Source organism: Streptomyces sp. NPDC057654, assembly GCF_042800135.1.
Classification (GTDB): domain Bacteria; phylum Actinomycetota; class Actinomycetes; order Streptomycetales; family Streptomycetaceae; genus Streptomyces.
The window spans coordinates 1-10,081 of sequence record NZ_JBHVHQ010000252.1 but is presented as its reverse complement, the minus strand read 5'-3'; the positions used below and the strand labels follow the sequence as shown (position 1 = coordinate 10,081).

The following is a 10,081-nucleotide window of genomic DNA, read 5'->3' as shown; positions in this document are numbered from 1 at the left end:
GATCCGATCAGGATCCGGGCCTTCGTCATGTCAGGTGAAAACCGCCGGGCGGCAGGGCTGCCCGGCCGGTCGGCCCGCCGTTTTTCCTACGCCGAGGCGCAGTTGGGGCAGACCCCGCGGTAGGTGACCTCCACGGCGGAGACCTCGAAGCCGAAGCGCTGTTCGGCGGGGAGGTCCGCCAGCGGGTCGCCCGAGGGGTGCACGTCCCGGATCGTGCCGCAGCGCGCGCACACCAGGTGCTGGTGGGCGTGGTGGGCGTTCGGGTCGTACCGCTTGGCCCGGCCGTCCGTGCTGACCTCGATGATCTCGCCCAGCGACACGAGCTCGCCGAGCGTGTTGTACACGGTCGCGCGGGAGATCTCGGGCAGCCGGTCGGCCGCCTTCGCGTGCACTTCGTCGGCGGTGTAATGCACGTGGTCCCCGTCGAGGACCTCGGCGACGACGCGTCGCTGCGCGGTCAGCCGCCAGCCGCGTCCCCGGAGTCGTTCCAGCAGGTCACTCATGCCCATCACCTATCAGTCAGATAGCCACCAGCGTAGCAGCGGAACAGTCCACGGCCGGAATCCGTATGACTTTTCAGTTCTTCTTGACTTAGACATTGTCCAATGTAGGATCGGCAACGGCTGAGGCCATGGGACAGGACATGAATCAGGAGGCACACGTGTCGGTTCAGAGCGAGACCACCGGACCGCTGACCACGGAGGCGGGAGCGCCGGTCGCGGACAACCAGAACAGCGAGTCCGCCGGCATCGGCGGGCCGGTCCTGATTCAGGACCAGTCGCTGCTGGAGAAGCTCGCGCACTTCAACCGCGAGCGCATTCCGGAGCGCATCGTGCACGCCCGCGGCGCCGGTGCGTACGGCACCTTCACGCTGACCCGCGACGTGTCGCAGTGGACCCGCGCGAAGTTCCTCTCCGAGGTGGGCAAGCAGACCGAGACCTTCCTGCGGTTCTCCACCGTGGCGGGCAACCTCGGCTCGGCGGACGCGGTGCGCGACCCGCGCGGCTTCGCGCTGAAGTTCTACACCGAGGACGGCAACTACGACCTCGTCGGCAACAACACCCCGGTGTTCTTCATCAAGGACGCCATCAAGTTCCCCGACTTCATCCACACCCAGAAGCGGGACCCGTACACGGGCTCGCAGGAGGCGGACAACGTCTGGGACTTCTGGGGGCTGAGCCCGGAGGCCACCCACCAGGTGACCTGGCTCTTCGGCGACCGCGGCATCCCCGCCTCGTTCCGCCACATGAACGGCTACGGCTCGCACACGTACCAGTGGAACAACGCGGCCGGCGAGGTCTTCTGGGTCAAGTACCACTTCAAGACCGACCAGGGCATCAAGAACCTGACGGCCGACGACGCCGCGAAGCTCGCCGGTGAGGACGCGGACAGCCACCAGCGTGACCTGCGCACGTCCATCGAGAACGGCGACTTCCCGTCCTGGACCGTGCAGGTGCAGATCATGCCGGCGGCCGAGGCGGCGAACTACCGCTTCAACCCGTTCGACCTGACCAAGATCTGGCCGCACGAGGACTACCCGCCGATCGAGATCGGGAAGCTGGAGCTCAACCGCAACCCCGAGAACATCTTCGCCGAGGTCGAGCAGTCGATCTTCTCGCCGGCGCACTTCGTGCCGGGCATCGGCCCGTCCCCCGACAAGATGCTCCAGGGCCGCCTCTTCGCCTACGGCGACGCCCACCGCTACCGCGTCGGCATCAATGCCGACCACCTGCCGGTGAACCGCCCGCACGCCACGGAGGCCCGTACGTACAGCCGTGACGGCTACGCGTACGACGGCCGGCACGGCGGGTCGAAGAACTACGAGCCCAACAGCTTCGGCGGGCCCAAGGAGACCGGGCAGGCGGTGTGGCAGCCCAGCGCCGTCACCGGGCAGACCGGGCAGACGGAGGCGCCCTCGCACGCCGAGGACAACGACTTCGTGCAGGCGGGCAACCTCTACCGGCTGATGACGGAGGACGAGAAGGGCCGCCTGGTCGACAACCTGGCGGGCTTCATCTCGAAGGTGTCGCGCGACGACATCGCCAAGCGCGCCATCGACAACTTCCGCCAGGCGGACCCCGACTTCGGCAAGCGGCTGGAGGCCGCCGTCCAGGCCCTGCGCGGCTGACGGACGCTTGCCGAAAGACCGGAGAGGCCGGACGCCATGGGGCTCCGGCCTCTCCGCATGCCGTGGAAAACATGTCTTTGAAAAGGTGTACGGGCTTACGGGCGCGGCTCCGGGATCAGGCCGGGACCGCGTCCGCTTCCGCCGTCGCCGCGGCCGGGGCGACGGCCCAGCAGCGGATGATGTCGCGCACCGACACCAGCCCGACCGGCCCGTCGCCGTCGAGGACGATCAGATGCCGGAAGCCGCCGTGCGACATCGCGTAGGCGGCCTCCTCCAGCGTCCACCGCGGGCCCGCGAAGACGACATCGGTGGTGGTGTGGGTGTAAGCGGTCTCGCGGTCCGGGTCCTGGCCGGCGCCGACGGCGTTGAGCACGTCCCGCTCGGTGAGGATGCCGAGCCCGCTGGTGTCGGGGTCCAGGACCACCGCCGCGCCCACCCGGCGGGCGGACATCAGCTGGGCCGCCTGGCGGAGTGTGTGCGTGGGGCCGATGGTGAGGACCACCGTGCTCATGGCGTCGCGGACGAGCATGGGCGGAGCCACCTCCTTGGTGAACGAATCCGATCCGTGAAGGGATTCACAAGTTCACAAGCGTGGGGGCTCTCATATTCACACGCCGAGGACGGCCGCAACAAGGGGAGCGTCAGGGGCGCAGATAATTCAGCAGGTCGTCATGGAGGATCCCGTTGGAAGCGGCGGCGTCACCGCTGTGCGGGCCCGGCCGCCCGTCGAGCCCCGTGAAGCGCCCGCCCGCCTCCTCGACGATGATCGCGTTCGCCGCCATGTCCCACAGCGACAGCTCCGGCTCCGCGCAGATGTCCACCGAGCCCTCGGCGACCATCATGTACGGCCAGAAGTCGCCGTAGCCGCGGGTGCGCCAGCAGTCGCCCGCCAGCTGGAGGAAGCCCGGCAGCAGTCCGCGCTCCTCCCAGCCCGAGAGCGAGGAGTAAGCGAACGACGCGTCGCCGATCCGCTCCACCCGGGAGGCGGTCAGCCGACTGGCCGACAGCAGGCTCCGGCCGGTGAACGCGCCCGAGTCCTGCGCCGCCCACCACCGACGGCCCAGCGCGGGCGCCGACACCAGACCCACGACGGGCCGGAAGCCGCCCTCGCCCTGGACCATCAGCGAGATCAGCGTCGCCCAGACCGGCACGCCGCGCACATAGTTCTTGGTGCCGTCGATGGGGTCGATCACCCAGCGGCGCGGGCCGCTGCCCTCGCTGCCGAACTCCTCGCCGAGGACCGCGTCGCGCGGCCGCGCCCGCTGGAGGTGACCGCGGATCAGCTCCTCGGCCGCCTTGTCGGCCTCGCTCACCGGCGTCATGTCCGGTTTCGTCTCGACCTTCAGGTCGAGCGCCTTGAACCGGTCCATGGTCACCGCGTCGGCGGCGTCCGCGAGGACATGGGCGAGACGCAGATCATCGTGGAAGTCGGGCATAGCCGAACACTACCCGCGTCGCGGTCCGTTGCCCGTCAGGTCCCTTGACACCGTCTGGCGGCGAGTCAATTCTGTGCCCCACAGCCGCCGGGCGAGCAGCCCGGCCGGGGAGGCGACGATGCCTACAGCGCGTGAAGCCTTATTGGACGCAGCTTTCTCCGCACTCGTCTCCCGGCCGTGGGCCGGGGTCCGGATGGTCGACGTCGCGGCGGCCTCGGGGGTCTCCCGGCAGACCCTCTACAACGAGTTCGGCAGCAAGGACGGCCTGGCGCGCGCCCTGGTGCGGCGCGAGGCCGACGCCTACCTCGGCGGCGTGACGCGGGCCCTCGCCGACACCGCCGCGCGCGACGGGGCCGACGCCGGGGACTGCTGCGCGGCCGTGACCGCCTGGACCCTGCACGCGGCCCGCGCGAATCCGCTCGTACGGGCCGCCCTCACCGGCTGCCGCAGCGAGCGGCTGCCCGCCGTCGCGACGCCCGCGGCCCCGGCCCGTACGGTGTGGCGCGCCACGCCGCGGCCGGAGCTGGAGCGCGGCGCGGTGCCCCCGCCGCAGGTCCTCGCCGAGCTTGTCCGGGACCGGGCCGTCGGCGTGTTGGAGGAGAACGCGGTGAAGGGCGCGGCGACCGTCGGGGACGCGGTACGGGCCTGCGAGGCTGCCGTCCGGATGACTCTGTCGTACGTGGTGGCCCCGGCGGAATCGGCGGAATCTGCGGAACCAGTGGCTCCGGAAGCTCCCGGCGACGCCGCGCCGGGCGAGACCGCCGCGGACCGGGCCGCCGCCGAGCACGTGGCCCGGCTGGTCCGCGCGCTCCTCGGCCGCGACTGGTGAGCCCCGGCGCCGGGAAAGGCGCTGAGTCGCGTCAGTGGGCCGAGCCGGAGAGCTGGAGGCCGATGACGCCCACGATCACGAAGCCGATCGAGATGAGCTTCAGCGTGGAGACCAGGTCGCCGAGGAAGATCATGCCGTAGATGGCGGTGCCCGCCGCGCCGATGCCCGTCCACACCGCGTACGCCGGACCCACGTCGAGCTTGCGCAGCGACAGCGTCAGCAGGCCGAAGCTGCCCAGTGCGAAGGCGGCGAACGCGACGGTGGGCCAGAGCCGGGTGAAGCCGTGCGAGAGCTTGAGACAGACGGCGAAGCCGGTTTCCAGCAGACCGGCGACCACCACCAGCAGCCACGCCATCAGTTCTTCCTCCCGGTCGTTCCCGCTTCCGTTCCCATCCGCACGACCGCCCGCCGGCGCCGGTATGTTCATCCGGTCGCCGCGCGCGGTCATTCGCAAACGTAGACGATCAATCGCCTTCCCGCCGCTCCCGCGTCGCGAGCAGCCGTCGCAGGGAGTAGAGCCGGGCCGGATCCGCGTGGCCGTCGGCCACCCACTGGTCGAGCGCGCACTCCGGCTCGTCGTGGCTGCACGCGCGCGGGCAGCCTTCCGTCCCCGGCACCAGGTCCGGGAAGGCCAGGACGACCCGCGCGGGGTCCACGTGGTGCAGTCCGAAGGACCGTACGCCCGGAGTGTCGATCAGCCAGCCGTCGCCGTCCGGGAGCGGCAGGGCGAGCGCGGACGTCGTGGTGTGCCGGCCGCGCCCGGTGACCGCGTTGACATGGCCGGTGGCCCGCCGACGGTCCGCCGCCACCAGGGCGTTGACCAGCGTCGTCTTGCCGACCCCGGAGTGGCCGACGAACGCGGTCGTCCGCCCGGTGAGCCGCTCGCGCACCCGGTCCGCGGCGGCGCCGTCGGCCAGTTCCTCGCGGCTGGTGACGACGTACCGGACGCCGAGCGTCCCGTACGACTCCAGCAGCGTGTCGGCGGGCGCGAGGTCCGACTTGGTGAGCACGAGCAGCGGTTCGAGCCCCGCGTCGTAGGCGGCCACCAGACAGCGGTCGATGAGCCGGGGGCGCGGCTCGGGGTCGGCCAGCGCGGTGACGATCGCGAGCTGGTCGGCGTTGGCGACGACGACCCGCTCGAAGGGGTCGTCGTCATCGGCCGTACGGCGCAGCACGGACGTGCGCTCCTCGACCCGTACGATCCGGGCGAGCGTGTCCTTGGCACCGCTGAGGTCGCCGACCACCGCGACCCGGTCGCCGACGACCACGCCCTTGCGGCCCAGCTCGCGGGCCTTCATCGCGTGGATCGAGCGGTCCTCGACCAGGACCGTGAGCCGGCCGCGGTCGACGGTGAGGACGAAGCCCTCGGCGGCGTCCTCGTGCTTGGGGCGGATATTGGTGCGGGGGCGGTTGCCCTTGCGGTTGGGGCGGACGCGGACGTCGTCCTCGTCGGGGTTCTTGCCGTAGCGGCGCATCGCGGCGGTCTCGGTCTCTCAGGCTCTCGACACCGTCGCCGCCCCGGTCACCGACCCCAGCATCCCGGTCCACATCTCCGGGAAGTCGGGGAGCGTCTTGGCGGTCGTCGCCACGTTCTCGACCTGGACCCCGTCGACGGCGAGGCCGAGGACGGCGGCGGCGGTGGCCAGCCGGTGGTCGTCGTAGGTGTGGAAGACGCCGCCGTGCAGCGCGCGCGGGCGGATGCGCAGGCCGTCGGCGGTCTCGGTGACGTCGCCGCCCAGCCCGTTGATCTCCTTGACGAGCGCCGCCAGCCGGTCCGTCTCGTGCAGCCGCAGATGGGCGACGCCGCGCAGTACGGACTCGGAGTCGGCGAGCGCCGCGACGGCCGCGATGCCCGGCGTCAGCTCGCCGACCTCGCCGAGGTCGATGTCGATGCCGTGCACGGAGCCGGTGCCGGTGAAGGTCAGCCCCTCCTCGGTCAGCTCGCAGGAGCCGCCCATGGCGGTGAAGATCTCGCGGAGCGCGTCGCCGGGCTGGGTGGTGCGCTCGGGCCAGTCGGGGATGGTGACCCGGCCGCCGGTGACCAGCGCCGCGGCCAGGAACGGCTGGGCGTTGGACAGGTCGGGCTCGACGGTCAGGTCGCGGCCGAGCAGGGCGCTGGGGGAGACCCGCCACATGTCGCGCTCGCCGCCCGACTCCGGGGTGTCCACCCGCGCGCCCGCCGCCCGCAGCATGTCCACAGTCATCCGGATGTGCGGCATCGAGGGCAGCGCGCCGCCCACGTGGCGCACCTCCACGCCCTGGTTGAAGCGCGGCGCGGAGAGCAGCAGGGCGCTGACGAACTGGGAGGACGAGGAGGCGTCGATGCGCACCGCGCCGCCGTCCAGGGCGCCGCCGCCGTGCACGGTCATCGGGAGCGCGCCGCGGCCGTCGTCGTCGATGCGGGCGCCGAGCGTGCGGAGGGCGTCGATGACGCCGTTCAGCGGACGCTCGTACGACCTGGGGTCGCCGTCGAAGCGGATCGGGCCGCCGGCGAGGGCCGCGACGGGCGGCAGGAAGCGCATCACGGTGCCCGCGTTGCCGACGTCGACGGTGGCCGGGCCGTGCAGCCCGGCGGGGATCACCCGCCAGGCCTCGCCGCTGCCGTCCGGGCCGACGCCCTCCTCGATGCCGACGCCCATCGCGCGCAGCGCCTCGGCCATCAGCAGGGTGTCGCGGGAGCGCAGCGGGCGGCGCAGCCAGCCCGGCTCGGCGGCCAGGGCGGCCAGCACGAGCGCGCGGTTGGTGACCGATTTCGAACCGGGCACGGTGACGGTCGCGTCGACGGCCCCCGTGGCGAGCGGGGCGGGCCAGAGGGCGGGGTGCGCGGGGCTCTCGGTCATGTCTTTACCTTAGTGGCTCTCCGGGAGGGAGAAACTTGATCAAATACGTCGAAACTTGGGCGAAATGTACGGCTGGTAAGGGGGCGGGGGCTGCGGAAGCAGTCACACCCCGAGCAGCCAGCGGCCGCCGCCGATCAGCGAGCACAGCGACACGACGTGGAACAGCGACAGCCACAGCAGCGGCGGTACGTGCGTGAGCCGGGCCAACTGGTCCGCGTCGGAGTCCGGCGCACCGCCGTAACGGCGCTTGCGTTGCAGCTCGAAAGGCGGACGCACGCCGCCCAGCAGCAGGAACCACACGACGCCGTACGCGAACGCCGCCTGCACGTCCGGTCCCGTCAGCCACGACACCAGGACGAAGGCGGCCCCCGCGAGCACCACCGTCAGCACCCCGTACGCGTTGCGGATCATCACCAGCATCGCGAGGAGCAGCAGCGTCGCGCCCCACAGCAGGGCGGTGATGTGGTTCGCGGCCAGCAGCCAGGCCCCGGCCAGCCCCAGCAGGGACGGCGCGGTGTACCCCGCGGCGGCGGTGAGGATCATGCCGAGGCCGTGCGGCTTGCCGCGGCTCACGGTCAGCCCGGAGGTGTCCGAGTGCAGCCGGATGCCGTCCAGGCGGCGGCCGCTGAGCAGGGCTATGAGGCCGTGGCCGCCCTCGTGCGCGATGGTGATCGCGTTACGGGTCAGCAGCCACACCGGGCGCGGGACGACGGCCGCGAGCGCGACGGCCGCGGTGACGATCACCAGCCACGAGGAGGGGTCCGGCTGGGTGCCGAAGACGCGGTCCCACAGATCGGCGGTTTGCGTGCTGTCCATACGGGGGCGGCTCCTTGGTCGGTCGTGGAAGTGTGGCACCCGGCGGCACGGGGCCGGTAAGCGGCCGGTTCCCGCCGCTCGGCGGCGTCTGTCAGGGTTGGACGCGAGTCGTAGGCGAGTCGGTCATGGCGGGTACGCGGTGATGGCGGTGTCCGGGGCCGGGCGCCGGCCGGGGCAGTCAGGGAGTGGGTATGTGCGGGCGGTACGCGGCCAGTCGGCGGCCGGAGGATCTCGTCGAAACCTTCGGCGTGGAGAAGTGGGACGCGGCGGAGACGCTCGCTCCCGACTGGAACGTCGCGCCGACGACGAGCGTGTACGCGGTGCTCGAACGCCCTCTTAAAGACGCCGCCGACCCGCGTCCGGTTCGCCAGCTCCGGCCGCTGCGCTGGGGGCTCGTACCGTCGTGGGCCAAGTCGCCCGACGTGGGCGTCAAGATGATCAACGCGCGGGCCGAGACGGTGCACGAGAAGCCGTCCTTCCGGCGGGCCTTCACCGCCCGCCGCTGCCTGATACCGGCCGACGGCTACTACGAGTGGGTCACGGAGGCCGCGGAGCGGCAGCTGGAGGAGCAGGGGCGCAAGAAGCGGCCGCGGAAGCAGCCGTACTTCGTGACGCCGGCCGACGGGTCGGTCATGGCGATGGCGGGGCTGTACGAGTTCTGGCGCGACGCCACGCTGCCGCCCGACCACCCCCAGGCGTGGTGGGCGACCTGCACCGTGATCACCACCGAGGCGGAGACGACGCCTTTGGCGGGCGCCGGGGGAGGGGAGGGGCCGCGGTCGCTCGCGGACATCCACCCCCGTATGCCGCTCGCCCTTCCGGCGGACCGGTGGGACGCGTGGCTGGACCCGGCGCGCACGGACGCCGACGAACTGCGCTCGCTGCTGGCTCCGCCGCCGGCGGGCGGCGTACGGGCGTACCCGGTGGGCACCGCGGTGAGCAACGTCCGCAACAACGGCCCGGAGCTGCTGGCGGAACTGGAGGCCCCGGAGGCGGGCACGCTGTTCTGACGCCCCTATCGCGCGCTGGGCGGGGCGATCGCGTCGCTGTAGAGGCGGAAGAGGCGGGGCGTGGCGGCGGCGTGCGCGTCCGGGAGGGCTTGCAGGGCCGTCCAGCACTCCTGGGCGAGGCGGCGGGCGCGGCTGCCGGGCCAGGGCTGCGGCAGCAGCTCCGGCGGAAGGAGCGGGTCCGGGTCCATGGCGCGCGCGAACGCCGCGGCCAGCTCCACCGCCAGGGTGAGCTGCTCCGTCCCGGACAGGGGCTCCTCGCCGGACAGCCGGGCCGCGCAGGTACGGGCGAAGGCGGCGAGCCGCTCGTGCCGGGCGGCGATCTCGTCCAGGGGCCAGATGGCCGCCGCCAGCTTCCGGGGTTCTTCCGTTTCGCCGACGCGGAGGTCGGTGCTGGTGAGGAACGTGACGGTGTCGAGCACGCCGAGGTGCCGGGCGCGGGCCTCCACCAGCTCGGCGATGGGGTTGGCGCAGACGTACAGGCCGCCCTGGAGCGGGGCGGCGCCCAGGTGGAGCAGGGTCTCCCGGAGGGCGTCGCGGGCGGTGCGGCGGGCCTCGGGGATGGCGAAGGCGAACAGGTGCCACGTGCCGTTCCACGGGGCCTCGCCGCGGTCCTGGCAGTAGGCGTAGCGGACGTGGTCGGCGTCCGGCGCGATGGCTCCGGTGTCGTCGGCGACGGCGCGCAGGACGGCCTTGCGCCCCCGCCCTTCCTGGGTGAAGCCGCCTTCGGTGACGAGGCGTTTGACGCACAGCCGGACCTGCTGGTCGGTCATGCCGAGCTGGGCGGCTACGGCGTAGAGCTCGGCGGCGTCGACGAGGCCGTTCTCTCGTACGAGGGCGTGCACCAGCAGCCGCGTCGGGATGTCCGGACGCTCCGCTTCCGGCTCCGGGTCGTGACTGCGCTTCATGGGGGCCTTCCTCCGTTTCGAGGGGTCCATGATGGCCTCAAACGCCGGCCGGGCTGCAAAAGACGGCCTCAAACGCCGGCCTGGCTGGCTGGGGCGCCGTCACATGTGAGGTGGGGG

Annotated in this window: 11 protein-coding genes; 3 read left to right on the top strand and 8 right to left on the bottom strand. The window is 72.2% G+C overall.

Going from position 1 to position 10,081, the window contains the following annotated elements; translation table 11 throughout:
* Positions 1–86: 86 nt before the first annotated feature.
* Positions 87–503 (bottom strand): Fur family transcriptional regulator, encoded by a 417-nt coding sequence (locus ACFU99_RS19920; protein WP_363227354.1) that lies wholly within the window; start codon positions 501–503, stop codon positions 87–89.
* A gap of 140 nt (positions 504–643) precedes the next feature.
* Here ACFU99_RS19920 and ACFU99_RS19915 point away from each other — a divergent pair, with 140 nt between their 5' ends.
* Positions 644–2,128, top strand: coding sequence for a catalase (locus tag ACFU99_RS19915; RefSeq protein ID WP_384393693.1), 1,485 nt, complete (start codon positions 644–646; stop codon positions 2,126–2,128).
* 115 nt (positions 2,129–2,243) lie between these two features.
* Here ACFU99_RS19915 and ACFU99_RS19910 read toward each other — a convergent pair whose 3' ends face one another.
* Together ACFU99_RS19910 and hisN are read right to left on the bottom strand one after the other, a co-directional pair.
* Positions 2,244–2,657, bottom strand: coding sequence for a cyclic nucleotide-binding/CBS domain-containing protein (locus ACFU99_RS19910; RefSeq protein WP_384393690.1), 414 nt, complete (start codon positions 2,655–2,657; stop codon positions 2,244–2,246).
* Between the two features lie 112 nt (positions 2,658–2,769).
* A complete protein-coding gene (gene hisN, locus ACFU99_RS19905; RefSeq protein WP_384393687.1) occupies positions 2,770–3,564 on the bottom strand; it encodes a histidinol-phosphatase in 795 nt (264 codons plus the stop codon).
* Between the two features lie 118 nt (positions 3,565–3,682).
* Here hisN and ACFU99_RS19900 point away from each other — a divergent pair, with 118 nt between their 5' ends.
* On the top strand, positions 3,683–4,393 hold the full coding sequence (locus ACFU99_RS19900) for a TetR/AcrR family transcriptional regulator (protein WP_384393684.1): 711 nt from the start codon (positions 3,683–3,685) through the stop codon (positions 4,391–4,393).
* A 31-nt stretch (positions 4,394–4,424) separates the two neighbouring features.
* Here the strand turns inward: ACFU99_RS19900 and ACFU99_RS19895 are convergent, their stop codons facing one another.
* From ACFU99_RS19895 to ACFU99_RS19880, 4 genes are all read right to left on the bottom strand, one after another.
* Positions 4,425–4,748 carry a DMT family transporter gene (locus ACFU99_RS19895; RefSeq protein ID WP_384393682.1) on the bottom strand — a complete coding sequence of 108 codons (324 nt, stop codon included), beginning with the start codon at positions 4,746–4,748 and terminating at the stop codon, positions 4,425–4,427.
* A gap of 109 nt (positions 4,749–4,857) precedes the next feature.
* On the bottom strand, positions 4,858–5,868 hold the full coding sequence (gene rsgA / locus ACFU99_RS19890; RefSeq protein ID WP_384393679.1) for a ribosome small subunit-dependent GTPase A: 1,011 nt from the start codon (positions 5,866–5,868) through the stop codon (positions 4,858–4,860).
* An 18-nt stretch (positions 5,869–5,886) separates the two neighbouring features.
* A complete protein-coding gene (gene aroA / locus ACFU99_RS19885; protein WP_384393675.1) occupies positions 5,887–7,233 on the bottom strand; it encodes a 3-phosphoshikimate 1-carboxyvinyltransferase in 1,347 nt (448 codons plus the stop codon).
* A 102-nt stretch (positions 7,234–7,335) separates the two neighbouring features.
* Positions 7,336–8,049, bottom strand: a complete 714-nt coding sequence (locus ACFU99_RS19880) for a M50 family metallopeptidase (protein WP_384393672.1) — start codon at positions 8,047–8,049, stop codon at positions 7,336–7,338.
* A gap of 191 nt (positions 8,050–8,240) precedes the next feature.
* On the opposite strand from ACFU99_RS19880, the gene ACFU99_RS19875 reads away from it, so the two are divergent.
* A complete protein-coding gene (locus ACFU99_RS19875; RefSeq protein ID WP_384393669.1) occupies positions 8,241–9,059 on the top strand; it encodes an SOS response-associated peptidase in 819 nt (272 codons plus the stop codon).
* Positions 9,060–9,064: 5 nt separating this feature from the next.
* Here the strand turns inward: ACFU99_RS19875 and ACFU99_RS19870 are convergent, their stop codons facing one another.
* The gene (locus ACFU99_RS19870) at positions 9,065–9,964 is read right to left on the bottom strand and encodes a PaaX family transcriptional regulator C-terminal domain-containing protein (RefSeq protein ID WP_384393666.1); all 900 of its coding nucleotides are present in this window, start codon (positions 9,962–9,964) and stop codon (positions 9,065–9,067) included.
* Between the last annotated feature and the right edge of the window lie 117 nt (positions 9,965–10,081).